This window comes from Actinomyces sp. HMSC08A09, assembly GCF_001807465.1.
GTDB lineage: Bacteria > Actinomycetota > Actinomycetes > Actinomycetales > Actinomycetaceae > Actinomyces > Actinomyces oris.
The window spans coordinates 1-21,415 of the sequence record NZ_KV789125.1; the positions used below are offsets into that span (position 1 = coordinate 1).

Below are 21,415 nucleotides of genomic sequence, written 5' to 3' on the forward strand. Positions count from 1 at the left end.
CCCAAGGCCACTAACCCCCACACCCAGCACCCACGCCCACACCTCAGACCACCAGGCTCACTCCACGACCGGTGTCACAAACGGCGACTTTTAAGACCACGCCTGGCCGATAGCCGTCACGCTTCGGCGCGTATACGCCGGTCAGAGCCGTACAGGCCGGAGAACAGCATCCGATCGACGGCCTAAAAGTCGCCAAACATGACACCAAGACCCCTAATACCGCAGTCAAGACCGCCCAGACACCCAGGCCCTCACACCCCCGGCGAAGCTAGCCAGCCGGCCGGAGTAGACCGCCACCGTCAGCGCCTCAATGGCCCGAACCGACCGCACCTCAGCAGAGGAATGTGCGGTAAGCCCCGAGGTGAGAGCTCGGCTCGGCCACCTAGAGCCGATCAGGGCCACGACTTAATGTCCACAGCGCTGACATCAATGACCTCACCATCAGTGCACCGAGCGAAAATCGTTGGAATGCTGAGTTTTCTCCTCGGCGTGCAGCGCCGATACAGAGCTGATGTCAGCACTATGGACACCCGCACACCCGTCACGCCTTTTCCCTGGGCTCACCCTCACCTCCGAAACCACCAGCCTGCCCAAGGTTCCCAACCGAACACACGAACTAGCCTACGAACTCGCTGTCGTCAACAGGCGCCACGGCCACGTGACATCGGACGTCGCGGGTTAATCGCAGCCGCTCCCTCAGCTATCCAACAGAGAGCAGACGCGTCCAACGCCCTTACTCGACGCGATCTCCTGACATAGTTTAGGGTGCGTTGAGTAAAAACTCAGCAGTCGACGAAACTGCACGTAACTCATCGGCAGCCCAGAGATCGGAAGATAGTAGCGACTTCCGCGCGAGTCCTTAACAACGACGCACACCTGGAGGTTGACGACGGCTCGCCCCTCCACCTGAGGTTTCATAGACCAGCCGACGAAGGCGCCGTACTGACTACACGGGGAAATATGTAGACCTTCGGGAGTCAATCTCCATGCCACACTTCCAGGACTTGATCGAGGCACCCCTCTGAGGCACACTAAGGCAAAGGACACCGTAGCTGCACCAATAAGCAGTCCATCGGAGTATGGTCGGCGAGGAACGTCGACATATTGGGCGATACATATTGCAGATAAGGCACTCAGGAAAAGCCCGACAAGGCAAGCCCACTCACATACCGCTGGCATTGACGACGGAACGAAGTCAACCCCCTCAGTCGACAGCCTCACCCACTGTCGGTGAGGCTTATCAACATTTTCCAGTACAGAACCCTTCACAACATTCTGCGCCAGAAATATAACACAAAATGTCAAGAACACGACAAGAACGGGCCATAGAGAGCAGTACCACAGAAACAGTGAGTAAACCACAGAGAGAACACTGCCGTAGAAATACAGGCTAACTTCGCGAGCCCGAGCCCGATCTCCACGCTCACAGTCGACGACTTGGTCAAACATCACATACATAATATCGACCACACCACTTTAGCGACACGTAGACCAGAACCTACGCCTTCGGTCATTGATCGAATCTCGAGCAACTCATCTGCAATCAAGATCATGCGACACCCAAAAATGGAGACCGCTCCAACTGCTCCGGAGAGGGCAGCAACGTGACGCCGCATTCAGATCTCATGCAACGATGCTATCGAGATCACTGATGAGAAGCAGCGATCCTAAACTAGCGGTCCATGAGCTGAGTCACTTGCATCCAACGCGGAGGCGCGGTGTCGTTGTGGCGCATCTGGAGATGAGTGCCCACCGGAGCTGGTGTAGGCGAGACGGTGCCTGGTGCACGGTTCTCCCGATGTGTTCAGACCCGCCACGTAGTCTGACATCATGACGACTCTTGAGATGCTCATAGACGTCCTGTCCCGGTCCCGCGAGCGCTTCGACCGCGCCTTCGATGGCGTCACGCTCGAGCAGGCCAACACCCGGCCCGCCCCGGACCTGGCGCCCCGCATCGACTCCCTGACCTGGCTGGCCTGGCACACGGCCCGCGAGCTCGACATTCAGGTCGCGCCCTTGGCGGGCGTCGAGCCCGTCTGGGTCACCGGCGGCCACCGCGAGCGCTTCGCCCTGCCCCTGCCGGACGACACCGATGACTGGCGCCACACGCCCGAGCAGGCCGCTCAGGTCGTCGTCAGCGACCTCAGCCTCCTCTTCGCCTACCTCGATGACGCCTACACCCTGGCCACCACCTACCTGCGATCCCTCACCCAGGAGTCACTCGATGACATCGTCGACGACTCCTGGGACCCGCCCGTCACCCGGGCCGTGCGCCTGGCCTCAGTCATTGACGACGCCGCCCAGCACTCCGGCCAGGCCGTCTACACCCGCCGTCTCCTGGGCCTGCCGGGCTAGGCGCGCAACCCACCCCGCACCACACGTCCGCCCCGACCTGGCGGTTCAGGTCGGGGCGAACGGCTCCCACATGACAAGAGTCTGCTGGGGCCTCGTGGGCCGGTGGTGCGGGAGGATCAGGCGGCGGGCTCCACCGCCTCGCCGCGGCGCAGCACGGTGACGGGCCGCAGCTCCGCGTCGGTGACGACGACGTCGGCCCACATGCCCGCCCGCAGGGCGCCCACGGTCGAGTCGCCGAGGATCTGCGCGCCCTGGACGCTGGCGGCGTAGACGGCGTCGACCAGGTCGACTCCCCCCTGCCAGGTGGTGCGCACGACGTCGATGAGGTGGGCGGTCCCCCCGGCGATCGCGCCACCCTCGGTGAGGCGGGCGACGCCGTCGGCCACGGTGACCGGCTGGGAGCCCAGCACGTAGTCGCCGTCGGCCATGCCGGCCGCGGCCATGGCGTCGGTGACCAGGACGACGTTGTCGCGCCCCAGGGTCTCGAACATGTCCAGGACGATGGCGGGGCTGAGGTGCACGCCGTCGCCGATCATCTCCAGGACGCACTCGCCGCGCTGGGCGGCCGCCAGGAACTCGGGCACGGGCCCGGGCGTGCGGTGGTGCATGGGGCGCATGCCGTTGAACAGGTGGGTGGCTGTCGAGCGCGGGGCGCGGACCGGTTTGCCGGCCTCGAGGCGCTCGGCGATGCGGGCGGCGGCGTCGGCCAGGGCGGCACGCACGGGGGCCGCCTCGGAGTCGGTGTGCCCGAAGGAGGGCAGCGCCCCGCCCTCGATGAGGGCAGCGTTGACGCCGTCGTCGCCGATGATGCCGGGCTTCTCCGGGGCGATGGTCATGGTGACGACGTGCCCGCCGCCGAGCTCGATGAGCTCGCGGGTCAGGGCGGCGTCAGGGTCGATGATGTAGGTGGGGTCCTGGGCGCCGCAGCGCTCCACCGAGACGAAGGGCCCCTCGAAGTGGATGCCGGCGAGCTCTCCGCCCTCACACAGCCCGGCCAGCACCCGAGTGCGCGCGCGCAGGACGTCCGGCGCGGCCGTCACGCAGGAGGCCACGAGCGAGGTGGTGCCGAAGCGGCGGTGCTCGAGCACGGAGACCATGGCCTGCTCGGCGGTCTCGGCGTTGGGGAAGGACTCACCGCCCCCGCCGTGGCAGTGGACGTCCACCAGGCCCGGCAGGAGGTAGCCGCCCTCGGGTGCGGCCTGAGCCTGCTCGACGGCGTCTGCGAAGCCGGCCCGTGCGGCCTGGTCAGCGGGCCCGACCCACGCGATGTGGGATCCCGACAGGACAACCACCCCATCGTCGATGATGTGGTCGGGGGTGACGACGCGTCCCCGCAGTGCGCGGACCTGCATGGCTTCGTTGCTCATGAGTCGGATTCTGTCACCACTTCAGACATCAGACAACCTCCTCCGGGGCGTCTCCTCCCCCACACTGCCCGGGCGGGTTTCGGCTCCGCTCCGCTCACCCGGCCAGGCGCTGCTCCATGCGGGAGACGGCCCGGTTGACGTCTCGCTCCACGCGCGCCGACGGCGCCGCCCCGCCCTTCCACAGCAGGCCCTCCCCGACCGGCCGCACGGCGACGAGTCGGCCCCGGTCCACCAGGATCGGGCGGAACATGCCGTTGCTCGCCGGGCAGATGAGGCGCTCACCGTCCTCATCGGTGAGGCAGGAGCGGTCCTTGTAACCCACGTGCAGTTCATCGAAGGAGCCCAGGAAGTGCGTGGCCTGCGCGGCGCCGCGGTGGGCGGACAGCAGGTCGAGCAGGTCGGCGCGCATGTAGAGCAGGCCGGTCTTCGGGGCCGACTCGCCGGGACCGAGCGGGCGCAGGCCTCCGCGGGCCCCGCCCTCGGCGACTGCGCGCACGAGCGGGACACGCGGCCCGACCGGCTCGCCGGCAGCATCAACCGCGGCTGGGGCCTGCTCCTCCCCCAGCTCGACGGCGTCCTCCAGGGCGCGGGCGGCCTGCGTCTTGGGCAGTGTGGTCCAGCGGGCCAGGTCCTCGGCGCTGACCGGGCCGTGGCTGGTCGCGTAGCGGTAGGCGATGTGCGCGCAGGCGGCACGGTGGCCGGTCCCGCCGTGGGCGACGCCTGCTCCGGCGGGCCCGGAGTCGGCGTCGGGCAGGTGGCGTGCGTCCATGACGAGGTGCTCGTTGCCGGACCGCGGCCCCTGGACGAGGATCCCCTCGCGCTGGAGGCGCACCAGGAGGTGGCGGCGCCGGTAGGCCGAGACATCCTCGCCACGGAAGGCCTCCATGAGGCCGGCCTCCTGCCAGGCGGCCAGCAGCACCGAGCGCATCAGCGGGCCCTGGTCCTCGATGAGGCCCAGGGCCACCTCGGCGGCGCGCTCGCACAGGGCGGTATCGACGCCGTAAGCCTTCTCGCTGTTCCGCACCCAGGCGTCGGTGCGGTGCATGAGGGCGGCGCGCAGCCAGTGGTGGTCGGCGGCGGTGGTGATGTGGACGGTGCCGCGCATGGGCCAGGAGCGAACCAGGTCGCCTCGCAGGAAGGCGGCCTCAACGTCGGCCGGGGTGGCGGCCGGGGCGCGCACGAGCAGGGCGTGCGGGACGGCGGAGACCTGCTGGCCCTGGATGGCGAGCTGGCGGGCCACTGCTGCGACGACGTCGGGCGCGGCGGTGGCCGGGACGAGGCCCTGGGAGATGATGCGGGCCAGGCTCACCTCGGTCGGCAGCGGCGCGGAGGAGGTGCGGGCGGCGGGCACGGCTGTCTCCTCAGAACAGGCGGGAGCTCGGGTCGTCCATGCCGCGCATGGCGTCGTAGTCGAGGGTGACGCAGCGGATGCCGCGGTCCTCGGCCAGGACGCGGGCCTGGGGCTTGATGGTCTGGGCGGCGAAGACGCCCTGGACGGGGGTCAGCAGCGGGTCGCGGTCGAGGAGCTCGAGGTAGCGGGTGAGCTGCTCGACGCCGTCGATCCCGCCGACGCGCTTGATCTCCACGGCCACGGAGCGGCCCTCGGCGTCCTTGGCCATGATGTCGACCGGGCCGATGGCGGTGGGGAACTCGCGGCGCACCAGGCGGTAGCCGGCGCCCAGGACCTCGATCTGCTCGGCCAGGAGCTCCTGGAGGTGGGCCTCGACGCCGTCCTTGGTGAGCCCGGGGTCCACACCCAGCTCGTGGCTGACGTCGGAGATGGTCTCGAAAAGGCGGATGACGAGGCGGTCGTCGGTCTTGGTGGCGCTGACCTCCCAGACCTCGCGCACGCCGTCAGCGGCGGCCTCCTCGTCCGGCTCGGTGACGGCCAGGCGGGCCGGGGCGCTCATCCAGTTCAGGGGCTTGTAGGAGCCGCCGTCGGAGTGGATGAGGACCGAGCCGTCGGCCTTGAGCATGAGCACGCGAGTGGCCCGGGGCAGGTGGGCGTCCAGGCGGCCGGAGTAGTCGACGGAGCAGGAGGCAATAACAAGGCGCACCCGTCCACCCTAGCGGGGCGGGCCCAGGGCGGCGTGACGCCGGGGCCGGCACGCCTGAGCATCGTGTCACCCGGGGCGTTCCCCTCCACTGTCCATGCACGGCGTCCACACCGGATCGGACGTCGTGTCTCAGGCATGCCCCGGGGCCTGGGGACGCAGGGCCAGGCGATGGCGGCGCCCCGCCCCGTCGTCGAGAACGTACGTCGTGATCGAGGACTGCGTTCTCCTCCAGATGACTGGGAGGGGACCCCAGTGGCCTGGAGGAGAACGCAGTCCTCGGACGAAAGGTACGTCGCCGATCCGGCCAGGAGGCCCCGCCCCGCCCCGGCGAATCCGGCCGCCAGGCTCACCGGCCAGCCGCAGCCGCCAGGCTCAGTAGCCAGCCGCATCGCCGAGCCCCGGCGTCGGGTCTCAGAAGAGCCGGGGCTGCTCAGGGGCGGCGGACTCCACCCAGGCGATCAGCGCCGAGTGGGACTCCTCCATCATGGCCAGGTCGAAGCCCTCGGGGCTGCGGGTGGCGTCCACGCAGTGCACCTCGACGACGCGCCCCTGCTCCCGGCGGCGCCGTGCCTCGGAGAGCTCCAGGTTCAAGCGGCTCCATGAGCGCGACGGCCTGGTGGAGAAGGACACGAGGCGGTACCACTCCAGGGAGTCGAGCTGGAAGGAGGCGACCCCGCTCAGCCAGCGCTGCGCCCCGCGTGGGCGCAGGGCGCACTCGAAGGAGCCGACTTGCCCGGCCAGGTAGCGCAGACGCAGCAGGAACCCGCCTGCCAGCAGCACGAGGACGGTGACGGCAATCGCCACGACCATCCACACGTGCTGCCCCATGACTCAGGCCTCCGCACCCTGCTTCACGTGGTCGGCGGCGATCGTGATGACGTCGTGGTCCACGGAGCAGAAGCCGCCGGACACCTCGATGCTGCACATCTCGCCGTCGATGGGACTCAGCCGCACCGGACCGGCCCCCAGGACCGCCACGAGGGGCTGACGACCCGGCAGGATCCCCAGCTCCCCGTTAATCAGGGGCACGGAGACCTGCGTCGCCTCACCGGTCCAGGCCTCGCCCGCCGGCGAGACCACCTCAACATGTAAGGCCATGTCCCCCTCCTTTCCTGCGCCCGGTTCTACCCGGATCCTAACGACTCAGGCGTTGAGCTCGGCGGCGCGACGCTCGAGGTCCTCGATGCCACCGATGTTGAAGAAGGCCTGCTCCGGCAGGTGGTCGTAGTCACCGTCGCAGATACGGCGGAACGCCTCGATGGTCTCCGACAGCGGCACGGTGGAGCCGGCCACGCCGGTGAACTTCTCCGCCATGTAGGTGTTCTGGGACAGGAACTGCTCGATGCGGCGGGCGCGGGCCACCGTCACCTTGTCCTCCTCGCCGAGCTCGTCGACACCGAGGATCGCGATGATGTCCTGGAGCTCCTTGTTCTTCTGGAGGATGGACTTCACGCGGGTGGCGACGTCGTAGTGCTCCTGGCCCACGTATCCGGGGGCCAGCAGGCGCGAGGTGGAGGTCAACGGGTCCACGGCCGGGTAGATGCCTCGCGAGGCGATCTCACGGCTGAGCTCGGTGGTGGCGTCCAGGTGGGCGAAGGTCGTGGCCGGCGCCGGGTCGGTGTAGTCGTCGGCGGGCACGTAGATCGCCTGCAGAGAGGTGATGGAGTGGCCGCCGGCGGAGGTGATGCGCTCCTGGAGCTGGCCCATCTCGTCGGCCAGGTTGGGCTGGTAGCCCACGGCCGAGGGCATGCGGCCCAGCAGCGTGGAGACCTCGGAGCCGGCCTGGGTGAAGCGGAAGATGTTGTCGATGAACAGCAGCACGTCCTGGTGCTGGACGTCGCGGAAGTACTCGGCCATCGTCAGGGCGGACAGGGCCACGCGCAGACGCGTGCCCGGCGGCTCGTCCATCTGGCCGAAGACCAGGGCGGTCTTGTCGAACACGCCGGCCTCGTCCATCTCGACGATGAGGTCGTTGCCCTCACGGGTGCGCTCCCCCACGCCGGCGAACACGGAGACACCGCCGTGGTTCTGGGCCACGCGCTGGATCATCTCCTGGATGAGGACGGTCTTGCCCACGCCGGCGCCGCCGAACAGGCCGATCTTGCCGCCCTGCACGTAGGGGGTGAGCAGGTCGATGACCTTGATGCCGGTCTCGAACATCTGCTCCTTGGACTCGAGCTGGTCGAAGGCCGGGGGCTGGCGGTGGATGGGCCAGCGCTCGGTGATCTCCAGCTGCTCGCCGGGGCCGAGGTTGAGGACGTCGCCGGTGACGTTGAAGACGTGGCCCTTGGTCACGTCGCCCACGGGCACGGAGATCGGTGCGCCGGTGTCGCGCACCTGCGTGCCGCGCACGAGGCCGTCGGTGGGCTTGAGGGAGATCGTGCGCACGATGTTGTCACCCAGGTGCTGGGCGACCTCCAGGGTGATCTCGTGGGGCTCCTCGCCGGCGCTGGTGGCCTGGACGGTCACCTTGAGGGCGTTGTACATCGCCGGGATCGCATCAGGCGGGAACTCGACGTCGACGACGGCGCCGATGATGCGGGTGATGCGTCCCGTCCCGGGGGTGGTGGTGTCAGCCATGTGCGTTCTTCCGTATCTTCCAGAGCTGAGAGGGGTCCTGCTCGGTGAGGTGAGTCTGTGTGGGGTTCTCGACGACGTCGGGGGCTTCCCGGCCTATTCGGACCCCAGGGCGTCAGCACCCGAGACGATCTCCGTGATCTCCTGGGTGATGTCGCCCTGGCGGGCCGCGTTGGCCAGGCGGGTGTAGGTGATGATGAGGTCCTCGGCGTTGTCCGTGGCCGTGTGCATGGCCTGCTGGCGGCTGGCCAGCTCGGAGGCGGCCGACTGCAGCAGGGCGTTGCGGATGCGCGAGCCCATGTAGCGGGTCAGGAGGGCGTCGAGCACCTCGGAGGGACCGGGCTCGAACTCGTACAGCGGCATGGAGCCGCCGTGCTTGGCCGCCAGCTCCTTCTCCAGGGCCTCGTTGCCGGCGTCGTCGAGCTCGCCGGCCCCTTCGACGTCGACCACCTTGAGCGGCAGCATGCGACGCACCTCGGGGACCTGGGAGACCATCGAGACGTAGCGGGTGAAGACGATGTGGACCTCGGCGACGCCGCCGGCCTCGGCCGGCTGGAGGAAGTAGTCCAGCAGGGTGGTGGCCACCTCCTCGATGGCCTCGTCGCTGGGGCGGTCCGACTGCCCGGTCCAGGAGAACTCGATCGGCGTGCCCCGGAAGCTGAAGTAGCTCTGGGCGCGCCGGCCGAAGGTGAAGATCACCGGCTCCTTGCCCTCCTTGACCAGCTCCTCGATGAGGCGGCCGGTCTCGCGCAGGATGGTGGCCGAGTAGGCGCCGGCCATGCCGCGGTCGGAGGTGACCACGAGGATCGCCACGCGCTTGGTGTCGGTGCGCTCCTGGGTGATGGGGTGCTCGAAGCGGGAGTAGGTTCCCAGCGCGGCCACGGCCTGGCTCAGGGCGTGATCGTAGGGCGAGGCCTCCTGCGCGTTGCGGCGCGCCTGCCCGATCCGGGACGAGGCGATGAGCTCCATCGCCCGGAACACCTTCTGGAGGGTCTGGGTCGATCGAATGCGCTGCTTGTAGACGCGCTGGTTTCCTGCCACGTCAGCCCCTCTTGACCACGAGCTGCTCGGTGGTCCTCTCGGCGGCGGGCTCCTCCTCGGGCTCGGCGACCTGGGCGCCCAGCATCTGCTCACCGGAGGCGAAGGTGCGCCGGAAGGCCTCAACGGCCTTGACCAGGGCCTCCTCGGTCTCGTCGGTGAGCTGGCCGGTGGACTCGATGGTGTCGAGGATGTCGGTGTTGCGCCGCAGGTGGTCCAGGAAGGCGGCCTCGAAGGGCAGGACGTCGGAGACGTCGATGTCGTCGAGGTAGCCCTTGGTGCCGGCCCAGACGCTGGCGACCTGCTCGGCCACCGGGTAGGGCGTGTACTGGGGCTGCTTGAGCAGCTCCATGAGGCGCTCGCCGCGGGTGAGCTGGGCGCGGGTGGCGGCGTCCAGGTCGGAGGCGAACATGGCGAAGGCCTGCATGGAGCGGTACTGGGCCAGCGTGATCTTAAGGGTTCCGGCGACCTTCTTCATGGCCTTGACCTGGGCGGCGCCGCCCACGCGGGACACGGCGATGCCGACATCGACGGCGGGGCGCTGGTCGGCATTGAACAGGTCGGACTGGAGGAAGATCTGCCCGTCGGTGATGGAGATGACGTTGGTGGGGATGTAGGCCGAGACGTCGTTGGCCTTGGTCTCGATGATCGGCAGCCCGGTCATGGAGCCCGCCCCCAGCTCGTCGGAGAGCTTGGAGCAGCGCTCCAGCAGGCGCGAGTGGAGGTAGAAGACGTCACCGGGGTAGGCCTCGCGGCCCGGCGGACGGCGCAGCAGCAGGGAGACGGCGCGGTAGGCCTCAGCCTGCTTGGACAGGTCGTCGAAGACGATGAGGACGTGCTTGCCCTGGTACATCCAGTGCTGGCCGATGGCCGAGCCCGTGTAGGGCGACAGGTACTTGAAGCCGGCCGGGTCGGAGGCCGGGGAGGCCACGATGGTGGTGTACTCCAGGGCGCCGCGCTCCTCCAGGGTGGCGCGCACGGCGGCGATGGTGGAGCCCTTCTGGCCGGTGGCCACGTAGATGCAGCGCACCTGCTTGTTCGGGTCGCCGGACTCCCAGGCCTCCTTCTGGTTGAGGATGGTGTCCAGGGCGATGGCGGTCTTGCCGGTCTGGCGGTCACCGATGATGAGCTGGCGCTGGCCGCGGCCGATCGGGATCATCGAGTCGATGGCCTTGAGCCCGGTCTGGAGGGGCTCGTGGACGGACTTGCGGGCCATGACTCCGGGAGCCTGGAGCTCCAGGGCGCGGCGCCCCTCGGCCTCGATCTCACCAAGGCCGTCAATGGGACGGCCCAGCGGGTCGACGACGCGGCCCAGGTAGGCGTCGCCCACGGGCACGGAGAGGACCTCGCCGGTGCGGCGCACGACCTGGCCCTCGTCGATGCCGTCGAAGGAGCCCAGGACGACGACGCCGATCCGGCGCTCCTCGAGGTTCATGGCCAGGCCGGCGGTGCCGTCCTCGAAGGTGAGCAGCTCGTTGGCCATGACGCCGGGCAGGCCCTCGACGTGCGCGATGCCGTCAGCGGCGAAGACGACGTGCCCGACCTCCTCGGCCGCGACCTCGGCGGGCTTGTAGGACTCGGCGAACTCGTTCAGGGCCGAGCGGATCTCCTCGGGCCTGATGGTCAGCTCTGCCATCTCGTCTCCTTGCTGGTTGCGTTCTGGGGGCCGGCGGCGCTGGGCGTGAGCGACGACGGCGCGGGGTGGGGTGGTGAAGTTGTGGGTCGGCATGCGATGAGCGGGCTAGCCCGCCAGCCGGGTGCGCAGCTCGGCGACGGCGCTGCGCACGGTGCGGTCCATGACGTAGTTCCGCGTCGAGATGCGGGCTCCGCCGATGACCGCGGAGTCGACCTCGCAGTTGAGGTCGATCCTGGTACCCAGGCGGCGCTCCAGGATGGTGCGCAGGCGCTCCTCCTGGGCCGAGGTCATGGGGATGGCGGTGACGACGTCGACGATGGTGCGCTGACGCATCTCGGCGGCCAGCTCGACGACGCGGCGCAGGTTGCGCAGCGGTCCGCCCTCGGCGTGGTGCCGCACGCACCAATCCACCAGGCTCATGGCGGGGGCGCTGATGTGGGGGGCGAAGACGGCCTCGGCCAAGCGGACCCGGGCCTCGGTGCTGGTGCGGCGTGAGGGGGTCAGGGCCTCGCGCAGCTCGCGGTTGTCGACGATCTGCTCGTGGACCTCGAAGAGCTGCTGCTCGATCTCCGCCACCGAGCCGTCCGCGTGGGCGCCGGCGAGGATCGCCTCGATGCCCAGGTCGTGGAGGGCGGAGACCAGGTCGACTGCCTTGGACCAGCGGCCGCGGACCATGGCGCTGAGCAGGTCGACGACGCGCTCGTCCACGGTGCCGGTGAAGAGCCGGCGGGCCAGGGTCACCTTGTCCTCGGGCTCGCGGCCCGGGTCGGTCAGCGGAGCGGGCAGCGAGTGGACGGCGACCTGGTGAGCCAGGGCGAGGATCTGGCGCCCCAGCTCCTGGCCCTCGACGCCCGCGGCCGTGAGCACCGGGCTCCAGGCCTGGCTCACGGTCTCACGGGTGGCGGCAGTTCCTGTTCTCACCGTGTCGCCTCCGCAGAGGAGGCGGCGCCGGTGTCGAGTCCCTCAACCGGCTCCATGGTCTCGAGCTCGTCGAGGAAGCGGTCGATGACCCGCTCGGACAGGGCGGTGTCGCTCAGCTGCTCACCAACGATGCGCTCGGCCAGGGTGGAGGCGAGCATGCCAACATCGGTGCGCAGCGAGATCTGGGCGGCCTGCTTCTCGGCCAGGATCTGACGCTGGGCGCCCTCGATGATGCCGGCGGCCTCCGCCTGGGCGTCGGTGCGGGCCTTGGCGACGATCTCCTTGGCCTCGCCCTGGGCGTTGTCGCGGATGCGGGCGGCCTCGCGACGGGCCTCGTCCACGAGCCGGGTGGCGCGCTTCTCGGCGTCGGCCTGGTCCTGCTTGGCCTTGTCGGCCAGGTCGAGGCCCTCCTGGATGCGCTGGGCGCGTTCGTCCAGCACGGCGTAGAGCCGGGGCAGGGCGTAGCGGCCCACCACCAGGAGGATGAGCAGGAGGACGATCGCCGCCCAGAAGATCTCATAGAGCGGAGGCAGGATGAAGGCTGTGCCTCCGCCCTGCCCGCCCTCGGCAGCCAGGGGAAGCATCACTTGACAACGAACGGGATAACGAAGCCGATGAGGGCCAGGGCCTCGACCATGCCCGCACCGATGATCATGTTGGTGAACAGGCGCCCGGCCACCTCGGGCTGACGGGCCGTACCCTCCTGGGTCTTGCCAACCATGATGCCGATGCCGATGCCCGGGCCGAGCGTGGCCAGGCCGTAGCCGACGTATGCGAGAGCAGCGGAGGTCATATGTGGTTCCTTCTTTCTGGCGCCGGATGGCGCAGGTGGGGGCGGTGGAAAGAGGCTTGAGGCGACGCACCGTGACGTCTAGTGAGCCTCGATGGAGAGCTTGATGTAGACGGCACTGAGGATGGTGAAGATGTAGGCCTGCAGCACCGCCACGAACACCTCGAACAGGGTCACCACGATCATGGACGCGCCGGTCAGGAGGCTGAGCGTCGAGGAGGCCTGGAAGTGAAGAAGCAGGCTGGTAGTGCCGAAGAAGGTCATGCCGAGCAGCATGTGCCCGGAGACCATGTTGCACAGCAGACGCAGGGTGAGCGTCACCGGCCGCACAATGAAGTTCGAGAGGAACTCGATGGGGGTGATGAGCAGGTACATCACCTTGGGCAGGCCCGGCGGCATGAGCTGGGAGGCGAAGAAGTGCCCGACCCCCTGTTCCCTGATGCCCGCCCCGATGAAGGTGATGTAGGTCAGGGCCGCGAACACCATGGGCACGGCAACCACCGAGGAGGCAGCGATGTTGAGGCCCGGGATGACGCCGGAGAGGTTCATGGCGAGCACGCCCAGGAAGAGGGTCCCCAGCAGCGGGGCAAAACGGCGGCCGTTCTTGTTACCCAGAAGCGTGAAGGCCACATTGCTGCGCACGAAGTCGGCGACGATCTCCAGCAGGGCCTGGCCGCGCCCGGGGACGATCTTGATCCGGCTGGCGACCGTTCCCGCCATCAGGCATAGGGCAACCGCCATGACGACGCGGACGAGAGTGAGCCGGTTGAATTCCAGGAGAGTCCCCTCACCGAAGATCGCCCCAGGGAAGAAGTCCTTGGCACCGGGCTGCTCAAGCTCGTGACCCTCCGTGACGGTGAAGGCGGGCACCGCGGTCAGTGCGATGACAGCGACCAGGACGATCAGGAGCACCCAGTACCACAGCGGTTTGGTGAACGGCTTGGCGTCAGCCGTCCGCGGCACGGCGACATCGTCGGCTGCCGTGCCGTTCTCGGTGACGGTGTTGGTAGACAGGAGATCCTCCCAATGTCTCTCACGCTTCGAGGCCTGTCCGCACAGGCCTACTAATCACGGGCCATGCTAGCGCCTCACAGGGTTCTCACGAAGCAAACGGGACACCTCGTGGTGGCCCGCTGCAGCCACCCGGCCCTACGACCGGTCCCGCCCACCGGTCAGGGGCGGTCTGCCGACTCACCCTTCTTCGGCTCCACCGCAAGGATTCGCGCCTGTGCCAGGACGGTCGCCTCGGCGAACATGCCCACCAGGATCGCCACAATGAGTGTGACTCCAATCACTCTCGTGTCGCATCCCAGGGCTCTTCCTCCCAGGAGCCCCACCGCCAGGAGCGCGATCTTCCCCAGGTATCCGCCAGCCACCCAGACCACTAGGCCCCCCGTGTCGGAATGGACCATGCGGTCCACGAACCACCAGGTTGCGGCCAGGAGCAGCGTCGTGGCCGCCGCTGCGGCCAGTAGCGTGCCCAGCGGCTGGGTCACGGCGCTGCGGGCTCCGCCGGCCAGGCACCACAGGGCCTCGCCGACGACGAGGACCACGGCGGCCACGGCGAGGATTCGGCGCAGCCTCGCTGAGGCCTGGCGCAGTGTGCGGGCGTTCGTGGGAGGCGTCTGGCTCACTGGCGGGTCCTTTCAGGCGAACCGTGCGACGCCTGCAGGGCGTTCCCCTGCGGCGCCTGCCCCTCGGCCGGGCGCGTCACTTCACCAGTTCCTGAGACGTTGCGGGAGATGACGATCCGCTGCTCCTGACGGTCCTGGCGACGGCGCAGCGCCGAGCGCAGGCCGTGGCGCACCCCGGGCATGAGGTCAACGGTAACGACGAAGGCGAACAGCACCGCGAGGGCGAGCCCCGCCAGCACCCAGGGCAGGGGGAAGAAGGCCATGGCGGCCACGGGGAAGGAGGCGACCGCCGCCCACAGGTACATGACCAGCACCGCGCGGCGGTGGGAGTGCCCGGCCGCCAGGAGCCGGTGGTGCATGTGCATGCGGTCGGGGTGGGTGGGACTCAGCCCTTTCCGGGTGCGGCGCACGATCGCCATCATCATGTCGGTCAGTGGCAGCAGGAGGACCGCCAACGGCAGGAGGATCGGCATGAAGGCGGGCAGGGCGCGCGAGCCGTCGAAGCTGCCGGGGTCGATCTGCCCGGTGACGATGATGGTGGAGGCGGCCGATACCAGGCCCAGCTGCATCGCCCCGGAGTCGCCCATGAAGATGGTGGCGGGGTTGAAGTTGTGTGGCAGGAAGCCCACGCACACGCCGATGAGCGCGGCCACGATGGTGGCGGCCAGGGAGCTGTAGGAGCCCGGGCTCGTGGCGCGGGTCAGGACGTAGGTGTACAGGAAGAAGGCGGTCGAGCCGATCCCGATGATGCCGGCCGCGAGCCCGTCGAGCCCGTCGACGAAGTTGACGGCGTTGATGGCGGCCACCACGACGATGACGGTGGAGATGAGGGACAGGCGCGAGGAGCCGATCGTCAGCCCGGCCACGGGGAAGGTGAGGAGCTGGACGCCCTGCCAGGCCATGACGCCGGCGGCCAGGATCTGGCCGGCGAGCTTAGTCATCCAGTCCAGCTCCCACAGGTCGTCGACGACGCCGAGCAGGCACACCAGTCCCGCCCCCAGGACCACCGCCCAGGCGCTGGAGTCGATGACGTCGGAGAGGTAGGGGATCGTGGAGGCCACGGAGATCGCGGAGAACAGGCCGAAGAACATGGCCACGCCGCCCAGGCGCGGGATGGGCGTGGAGTGGACGTCGCGGGCCCGCACGGGGGTCAGCGCGTTACCCACCAGGGCGATGTGCCGGATGATCGGCACGGCCACGTAAGTGGTCGCCGCAGCAATGGCCATGACCAGGAGGTAGACCTTCACGCGCCCACCCCCGTCCTGCCGCGCCCCGCGCCTGCTGTCCCTTCGGACAGGGCGACGCCGGCCACTCGTTCCAGGTCCGCGAGCGCCAGGACCCCCTGGCGCAGGATCCGGGGGGCGCAGGCGTGCGCCCCGGCAAGGGTGACGATGGTGGAGGGAACCGGTCCGGGGGTGGCTCCGCCGTCGAGCAGCAGGATGTCCTCGCGCCAGTCGGCGCCGGCGGCTTCACCATCCGGCGCGAGCTCATCGACACTCCGGACCCGTCCGGGGAAGGCGGCCCGGGCGGAGGCGGCGTCGGTGGCGGGCGGCGCGCCGGTGGGGTTCGCGGAGGTGACGGCCAGCGGGCCGCTGCGGCGCAGGAGGTTCAGGGTGAGCTCGTGGGCAGGCATGCGCACGGCGAGGGTGCCGCCGGTCTCCCCCAGGTCCCAGGTCAGGGTCTCGTCGGCCTCCAGGATGAGGGTGAGCGCCCCGGGCCAGAAGGCCTCCATGAGGGCTCGGGCGGCCTCGGGCACCTGGGCGACGAGCCCGATCAGGTCGTCGGGGTCGGCCACGAGGACCGGCGGGGGCATCTGGCGTCCGCGCCCCTTGGCGGCCAGCAGCCGCTCGACGGCCGCGGCGTCGGCGGCGTTGCAGCCGATGCCGTAGACGGTGTCCGTGGGCAGGATGACGAGCCCGCCTGCGCGCAGGTGATCGCAGGCCGGTTGGAGGGGGTCGGGGTGGGGATGAGCGGTGCTCGCGGAGGGCTGCGGGGGGTGGCTCACGTCCCGCATCCTGCCACGGATCGGGTCGGTGGCGGGACAGTGCGGAGGTGTGGGCCCCGACGCGATGCCGGACCGTCATCTGACCGGGGCCCCATCGGCGTATCCCTCGGTCCGCTTCCGGGATGAGCCCGGGACGCCGTCGGGCCCTACACGATGCGGCGGGCCACGGCCCAGCGGGTGAGCTCGTTGCGGTTGGACAGCTGGAGCTTGCGCAGGACCGCGGAGACGTGGGTCTCGACGGTCTTGACCGAGATGAACAGCTCGGAGGCGCACTCCTTGTAGGTGTAGCCGCGGGCGATGAGTCGCATGACCTCCCGCTCGCGCGCTGAGAGACGGTCGAGCTCGGTGTCGGCCACGGCCACCTCGCCCGCTCCGGCGCCGAAGGCGTCCAGGACGAATCCGGCCAGGCGCGGGGAGAAGGCGGCGTCTCCGGCGGCCACGCGCCGCACGGCCTGGGCCAGGTCCTCGGTGGAGATCGCCTTGGTGACGTAGCCGCGGGCGCCGGCCCGGATGACGCCGACGACGTCGTCGCTGGCGTCCGAGACGCTCAGGGCCAGGAAGCGCGTCTCGGGGACGTCGTGGCAGGAGGCGACGACCTCGGCCCCTCCCCCGCCGTTGCCGCCGGGCAGGTGGACGTCGAGCAGGACGACGTCGGGCCGCAGGGCGTGGACGGCGGCGATGGCGCCCTCGACGTCGTCGGCCTCGGCGATGACGTCGAGGTCGGGGGCGTGGGCGGTCAGCTCGGAGCGCACCCCGGAGCGGACCAGGGCGTGGTCGTCGACGACCAGGACCCGCAGGGACGCACTCGCATCGGCGGGCTGGTGGTGGTCTGTGGTGGTACCGGCGGGCGTGTCAGCCATGGGGTCTTCCTGGTGGTGACGTGGGGTGATCGAGGAGCGAGGGGCCGGGCGCGGCCCAAGGAGACAAAGCAACGATAGACGGCTCAGTGGGCTCGCTCGGGGAGAGTCAGCGCCACCTCGGTGCCGGTGGACATGCGGCGCACTCGGGCGCTGCCGCCGTGGCGCTCCATGCGGGCGATGATGGACTCGCGCACGCCGTGGCGGTCCTCGGCGATGGCGTCGAGGTCGAAGCCGGGGCCGTGGTCGCGCACGAACACCTCCAGGCTCTCCTCGCCGGCCTCGACGTAGAGGGAGACCGGTGGGGCGCCGTGGCGCACCGCGTTGGACAGGGCCTCGCGGGCGGCGGCGACGATGACCTCAGTGTCGCGGTCGGGGGCCCGGTCGCCGACGCACACGGCGTCGACGGCCACGCCGTAACGGTCCTCGATCTCGCCGGCCAGGTCGGTGAAGGCGTCGACCACGGAGGTGCCCGGTGCGGGGCGGTCGGTGTAGAGCCAGGCGCGCAGCTCGCGCTCCTGGGAGCGGGCCAGGCGGGCCACCGTCTCGGGCTCGTCAGCGCGCTTGCGGATGAGGGTGAGGGTCTGGAGGACGGAGTCGTGCAGGTGGGCGGCGATGTCAGCGCGCTCGGACTCACGGATCTCGGCGGCGCGGGTATCGGCCAGGGCCCGGTTGGTCCGCAGCCACAGGGGTGCCAGGACCACGCCGATGCCCACCACGAGCGCCCCTCCGGTGAGGAGCCCGGAGATGAGCTTGTAGGGGGTGCTGTCGGCGGCCACCCACACCAGGATGCCGACGACGGCCAGGCACACCCCGCCCGCCACCCGCAGGACAGCGCTCAGGTTGCGGTCCGGGCCGACCAGGTTGTCCATCTGCGACCAGGCCAGGGCCGCCCCGGCGATGACGACGATGATGACTCCCACCGCCCCGATCCGCTCCAGCAGCCCGAAGCGCCAGGCGGCCAGGAACAGGGCCGCCAGGAGGAGTGCGCCGCCGTCGATGACAGTCTGCGACAGGCCCAGGGGGGCTCCGCCGTCGGCCCGAGACTCTGCGGTGTCTCTCCCACTCCTGAGGCGAGCCGCCAGGCGGGCGCGGGAGACCACCGAGGCGGGCACCTCTCCTGCCGGCCCGTTCTCCCCGGGGAGGGTCGCCCACAGCAGGGCGTAGAGCAGGGCTCCTGCGCCGCCGCCGAGGGCCAGGACGACCATGAGCGCGCGGATGTATCGCACGGGGATGCCCAGGTGGAGCCCCAGTCCCGCGCAGACGCCGGCGATGCGGGCGGGGCGGCGCATACGGGCGGCCTCGACGGACAGGTCAGCCGGCGCCGGCCCCAGCTGGTGGGGCAGGCGGCGCAGAGGGGGGCGTCGCCGCAGCTGTCGCGGGGGGCTCCAGGAGTACGCGGGCCCGCCGGCCATCGGCCCGGGCTGCGCACCCCGCTGCTGAGCTGTCGTCATGGCACCATCGTGGCACGTCAGGGTCGCCGACCCGAGGGTCCCCCGGGGGATTGGGGGGACAATCCGGGATCATTCAGGGGTTCCCCTGATCGTGCCGCAGGCCACGGACACGAAGAATTATTGACATGAACGACAAGCCCACTTCCCTGTCTGACGGTGGTTCCCCCACCGGTTCCGATTCCTCTGACTCCTCCGCATCCTTCCCCTCTTCCAACACACAGGGTGCCGACGGCGCCCAGCGCGATTCCCGGCAGGGACCGCAGCCGGGCCCAGCCCCCTCCTTCCAGCAGTACGACGGCCCGCAGCCGGAGCCTCAGAGGGGATCGACTCACCGCTTCTTCGACTCCCTGCGCGGCTCGGGCCTCATGCGCACCAACGAGCGCTGGATCGCGGGCGTGGCCGGGGGCGTGGCCCACCGCTTCGACCTGGACCCCACCCTGGTGCGTTGCGTGTGGGTGGTGCTCTCGCTCTTCGCCGGTGTCGGACTGGTCCTCTACGGCCTGGCCTGGGCCCTCCTGCCCGAGGAGTCCGATGGGCGCATCCACCTGGAGGAGGCCCTCTCTGGCCGTTTCAACGCGGGCCTGGCGGGCGCCATCGGGATGACGATCATCGGTATGTCGACATTCGGTAGCGGTTTCATCCCCAACTGGTACGTCCATGAGGCGGGGATCGCCGCCGCCCTGTGGCCCCTGTTCTGGCTGGGACTGTTCATCCTCGGCATCGTCTTCCTCATCCGCCGCGCCCAGGACCGGCGCGCGCACCGGAAGGCCGCTCGAGGCCCTCGGGGCCCCCAGCCCTGGCAGGCCCCCGCTCCCGGTGCCGCGCAGACACCGGGCAGCCGCCCCGGCGTCCAGGCCGGCGGCTTCGCATCGGCCTGGGACTCCTCAGCGCCTGGCTCCGGCACCCCGGCCTTCAACCAGTCGGCCGGCGGACAGAGCTGGCAGAGCCGCTCCTACCGGCAGCGCCCGCCGTACCAGCCAATGCCTATGCCGGTCCGCCCGGCGCGCCCGCGCCGTCCCGGCCCCGGTTCCTCACTGTCGCTGGCGGTCCTGGGCCTGGGACTCCTGACCGCGGCGGGCGTCTGGTACGCCACGGCAACCCACCACCTGGGTCTGCTCCAGGGCCAGTTCATCCTCATCGGCACCCTGGTCGCCCTCCTGGGAGCGGGCATCGTCGTCAGTGGCCTGCGTCGTCGGCACGGAGGCTGGATGACGGTGCTGGGCTGGCCGGTCCTGTTCGTCGTTGCGATCCCCGCGCTGGCCACCGCCTCGATCGTCCCCACGAGCCTGGCCCGCATGCCCTTCGGGGTCATCACGGATTCGGCAACGTTCGGCTCGACCACGGTGACCTGGAAGGAGCTGGCGTCGTCAGCCAGCGGCGGCAGCGTCACCCGCAGTAAGGACGTCGGCGACCTCACCCTGGACCTGCGCGGCATGCCGGCCGAGGAGGCCGGAAAGCTCTCCACGATCAACGCGCACCTCGACGTCGGGACCCTGCGTATCAAGACCGACCCCAACCAGCGAGTGACGGTGAAGACCGACGTCGACATGGGCTCGGTCAACTCCCGGGCCTCCCGGGCCTGGACCGTTGACGGAAAACAGATGGAGCCCGACGAAGAGGACCTGCGCGCCTACGACGTGGCCGGCAATGCCGACTCCCGCTACAAGAGCTCCCACGGCGGCCTGAACATCGCGCCCACCCTGGTCTCACCCAGCGGCAAGGACGGGCTGCCGGCGATCATGATCAACGCCTCGGTGGACACCGGGAGGATCGACGTGGAGGAATCGCGAGGCACCGTCTTCTGGTACGGCAACGCCCAGGAGTCCGTGTGGATCGTCAACGTCTGGTACGACGAGAAAAGCAATGCTCACGACGGCGCCCTGCCGGTTCCGGGCATGAGCCACCCGGCCATCACCACCGGCGACGCCGAGGCCTGCATCCGCACGGCCCGCGAGAGCACGAATCAGGCCAACCGCAGCCAGTATGTCACCTGGCAAGATCTGTCCGACCTGACCTCCAAGGAGCGCGCCTCCTACGACTCCTGCGTGCAAAGGACCCTGTCCGGGCAGGGCTCCACGCAGCCCAGTGCGAGCCCAAGCCCCTCCGGATCGGCAACCCCGACACCGTCCCCGACTCCCACCAAGCAGTCCGCCACGGCCAGCCCGACAGCCGGCTGATCGCGCCGGCACACCGGCCTCAGCCACCAGAACTCTTCCCCGGGCACGTCCCGGGCCCACCCAAGGAGACCCTCATGAGCAGCACCTCTTCCACGACGTCGCCCAACGACGCCGGCAGCACCAGCACCGAGGCGACCGGCGAGGACGCCACCAGGCCCTTCCCGGCCGCCGGCGACACCCAGCCCCTGACCGCACCGGCGACTCAGCCGGTCACCATGCCACTGCCCGCCTCTCAGGACGCCGGCGCGGAGACGGCCTCCACGGGCTCGGCTCCTGCGTCCTCGGCGTCGAGCCCGGTGTGGAGCGCGGGGACGGTCACTGAGCAGGACCGCCCGCAGGCGCCCCAGGACATCAAGGGCTCCACTCTCCTGTGGGGGGCCTTCCTGCTCCTGGTGGGTGGGCTGCTCATCGCGGCGGGCCTGGGGCTGCGCTTCGACTTCACGACGACGGCCATCGCCTGTCTGGCGGGTCTGGGGGCCCTGCTCGTTGTCGCCGCCCTCATCCCCAAGGGGCGCCGCAGCACCAAGAAGTCCTGATCCGCATTCAC

General features: G+C 69.8%; 20 protein-coding genes. 3 read left to right on the top strand and 17 right to left on the bottom strand.

Going from position 1 to position 21,415, the window contains the following annotated elements; translation table 11 throughout:
• Positions 1 to 1,830: 1,830 nt before the first annotated feature.
• Entirely contained in the window at positions 1,831 to 2,355 is a 525-nt protein-coding gene (locus HMPREF3165_RS07535) for a mycothiol transferase (protein ID WP_070512065.1), read from the top strand.
• A gap of 116 nt (positions 2,356 to 2,471) precedes the next feature.
• On the opposite strand, the gene HMPREF3165_RS07540 is transcribed toward HMPREF3165_RS07535, so the two are convergent.
• The 17 genes from HMPREF3165_RS07540 to HMPREF3165_RS07620 form a co-directional block, all read right to left on the bottom strand.
• Complete coding sequence (locus HMPREF3165_RS07540) at positions 2,472 to 3,707, bottom strand: N-acetylglucosamine-6-phosphate deacetylase (protein WP_176747025.1); 1,236 nt, start codon at positions 3,705 to 3,707, stop codon at positions 2,472 to 2,474.
• Between the two features lie 109 nt (positions 3,708 to 3,816).
• A complete protein-coding gene (locus HMPREF3165_RS07545) occupies positions 3,817 to 5,073 on the bottom strand; it encodes a DNA glycosylase AlkZ-like family protein (protein WP_070512071.1) in 1,257 nt (418 codons plus the stop codon).
• Positions 5,074 to 5,083: 10 nt separating this feature from the next.
• Positions 5,084 to 5,779 carry an endonuclease NucS gene (nucS, locus tag HMPREF3165_RS07550; RefSeq protein WP_009405946.1) on the bottom strand — a complete coding sequence of 232 codons (696 nt, stop codon included), beginning with the start codon at positions 5,777 to 5,779 and terminating at the stop codon, positions 5,084 to 5,086.
• Between the two features lie 411 nt (positions 5,780 to 6,190).
• Positions 6,191 to 6,607 carry a DUF2550 family protein gene (locus tag HMPREF3165_RS07555; protein WP_060956579.1) on the bottom strand — a complete coding sequence of 139 codons (417 nt, stop codon included), beginning with the start codon at positions 6,605 to 6,607 and terminating at the stop codon, positions 6,191 to 6,193.
• Positions 6,608 to 6,610: 3 nt separating this feature from the next.
• Positions 6,611 to 6,877 carry a F0F1 ATP synthase subunit epsilon gene (locus tag HMPREF3165_RS07560; RefSeq protein ID WP_003789542.1) on the bottom strand — a complete coding sequence of 89 codons (267 nt, stop codon included), beginning with the start codon at positions 6,875 to 6,877 and terminating at the stop codon, positions 6,611 to 6,613.
• A gap of 45 nt (positions 6,878 to 6,922) precedes the next feature.
• Complete coding sequence (gene atpD, locus HMPREF3165_RS07565) at positions 6,923 to 8,359, bottom strand: F0F1 ATP synthase subunit beta (RefSeq protein WP_003789540.1); 1,437 nt, start codon at positions 8,357 to 8,359, stop codon at positions 6,923 to 6,925.
• A 93-nt stretch (positions 8,360 to 8,452) separates the two neighbouring features.
• Positions 8,453 to 9,397, bottom strand: coding sequence for a F0F1 ATP synthase subunit gamma (locus tag HMPREF3165_RS07570; protein ID WP_070512074.1), 945 nt, complete (start codon positions 9,395 to 9,397; stop codon positions 8,453 to 8,455).
• Between the two features lies 1 nt (position 9,398).
• A complete protein-coding gene (atpA, locus tag HMPREF3165_RS07575; protein WP_070512077.1) occupies positions 9,399 to 11,030 on the bottom strand; it encodes a F0F1 ATP synthase subunit alpha in 1,632 nt (543 codons plus the stop codon).
• 105 nt (positions 11,031 to 11,135) lie between these two features.
• Positions 11,136 to 11,951, bottom strand: a complete 816-nt coding sequence (locus HMPREF3165_RS07580) for a F0F1 ATP synthase subunit delta (protein ID WP_070512080.1) — start codon at positions 11,949 to 11,951, stop codon at positions 11,136 to 11,138.
• Entirely contained in the window at positions 11,948 to 12,535 is a 588-nt protein-coding gene (locus tag HMPREF3165_RS07585; protein WP_070512082.1) for a F0F1 ATP synthase subunit B, read from the bottom strand. Before HMPREF3165_RS07585 ends, HMPREF3165_RS07580 begins: the two co-directional genes overlap by 4 nt.
• Positions 12,535 to 12,744 (bottom strand): ATP synthase F0 subunit C, encoded by a 210-nt coding sequence (gene atpE / locus HMPREF3165_RS07590; RefSeq protein ID WP_009395854.1) that lies wholly within the window; start codon positions 12,742 to 12,744, stop codon positions 12,535 to 12,537. Before atpE ends, HMPREF3165_RS07585 begins: the two co-directional genes overlap by 1 nt.
• A gap of 78 nt (positions 12,745 to 12,822) precedes the next feature.
• The gene (atpB, locus tag HMPREF3165_RS07595; RefSeq protein ID WP_176747022.1) at positions 12,823 to 13,704 is read right to left on the bottom strand and encodes a F0F1 ATP synthase subunit A; all 882 of its coding nucleotides are present in this window, start codon (positions 13,702 to 13,704) and stop codon (positions 12,823 to 12,825) included.
• A 209-nt stretch (positions 13,705 to 13,913) separates the two neighbouring features.
• Entirely contained in the window at positions 13,914 to 14,375 is a 462-nt protein-coding gene (locus HMPREF3165_RS07600; protein ID WP_070512085.1) for a pseudouridine synthase, read from the bottom strand.
• On the bottom strand, positions 14,372 to 15,622 hold the full coding sequence (locus HMPREF3165_RS07605) for an MraY family glycosyltransferase (protein ID WP_070512088.1): 1,251 nt from the start codon (positions 15,620 to 15,622) through the stop codon (positions 14,372 to 14,374). Before HMPREF3165_RS07605 ends, HMPREF3165_RS07600 begins: the two co-directional genes overlap by 4 nt.
• Complete coding sequence (locus HMPREF3165_RS07610) at positions 15,619 to 16,389, bottom strand: L-threonylcarbamoyladenylate synthase (protein WP_070512091.1); 771 nt, start codon at positions 16,387 to 16,389, stop codon at positions 15,619 to 15,621. The genes HMPREF3165_RS07605 and HMPREF3165_RS07610 overlap by 4 nt, the downstream gene beginning before the upstream one ends.
• A 137-nt stretch (positions 16,390 to 16,526) precedes the next feature.
• Positions 16,527 to 17,240: a response regulator gene (locus HMPREF3165_RS07615; RefSeq protein WP_010614650.1), complete on the bottom strand. Its 714-nt coding sequence runs from the start codon at positions 17,238 to 17,240 to the stop codon at positions 16,527 to 16,529.
• Between the two features lie 83 nt (positions 17,241 to 17,323).
• Positions 17,324 to 18,691, bottom strand: coding sequence for an ATP-binding protein (locus HMPREF3165_RS07620; RefSeq protein WP_256275218.1), 1,368 nt, complete (start codon positions 18,689 to 18,691; stop codon positions 17,324 to 17,326).
• Positions 18,692 to 18,816: 125 nt separating this feature from the next.
• On the opposite strand from HMPREF3165_RS07620, the gene HMPREF3165_RS07625 reads away from it, so the two are divergent.
• A complete protein-coding gene (locus HMPREF3165_RS07625) occupies positions 18,817 to 20,868 on the top strand; it encodes a PspC domain-containing protein (RefSeq protein ID WP_070512093.1) in 2,052 nt (683 codons plus the stop codon).
• 74 nt (positions 20,869 to 20,942) lie between these two features.
• Positions 20,943 to 21,404, top strand: coding sequence for a hypothetical protein (locus HMPREF3165_RS07630; protein ID WP_070512096.1), 462 nt, complete (start codon positions 20,943 to 20,945; stop codon positions 21,402 to 21,404).
• Positions 21,405 to 21,415 lie beyond the last annotated feature (11 nt).